Annotated in this window: 1 protein-coding gene; it reads right to left on the bottom strand. The window is 74.8% G+C overall.

Annotated elements, in window-relative coordinates:
• Positions 1 to 119: 119 nt before the first annotated feature.
• On the bottom strand, positions 120 to 644 hold a 525-nt coding region (locus tag TN53_RS41660; protein WP_046264102.1), incomplete at its 5' end, for an FG-GAP repeat protein.

The following is a 644-nucleotide window of genomic DNA, read 5'->3' as shown; positions in this document are numbered from 1 at the left end:
GCGCGGGCTCGGCCGGCTTTGCGCGACTCTCGACCCGCACGACCCCGGCGGCGGGGTCTGGTTCGACTCCCGAGCCTGGCTGGTCACCGCACACCGACGCTGACCACCTGCCGCCGCCCCTACTCGTCGATCACCGAGCCGAAGTGAGCGCCGTGCGCGTTGCCGCCGAGAGCGGCAGCTCCGTAGGACCGGGAACCGTCGGCGAGCAGCCCACTCCCGCTCGCGGGCAGGACCCATACCGCGCCGTCGCCGGCGTTCTCCTCGGGAGCGGCGGCCACGAGCTCGGCCCTGCCGTCGCCGGCCGTGTCCACCAGCCGCACCTGGGCGCCCCATCCGTCGCCCGCCTCGGCAGTGCCGGGGATCCCAGGGGTGTTCTGGTCGAAGTACTGGGAGCCGGTGCCCGTCAGCCCCGCCTGCGAGCCACGCAACAACGACACCGCACCTGCGGCGGCTTCGCCGTCCGCGTCCTCGCCGGGCGCGCCGACAGCCACGTCGGCACGGCCGTCACCGTCGACATCGGCCACCGACAGCTCGTTGCCCCAGGAGTCGTCGAGCTCCCCCGCGCCGGGCACGCCAGGCGAGTTCTGCGACCACCACTGCGGGGCGGTACCGGGGCCTTCGGTTCCGGAAGGCCCGTCCTCGCC

The organism is Streptomyces sp. WM6386 (genome assembly GCF_000972385.1).
Classification (GTDB): domain Bacteria; phylum Actinomycetota; class Actinomycetes; order Streptomycetales; family Streptomycetaceae; genus Streptomyces.
The sequence above is the reverse complement of the archived record's forward strand: the minus strand, read 5'-3'. Positions and strand labels throughout refer to the sequence as shown.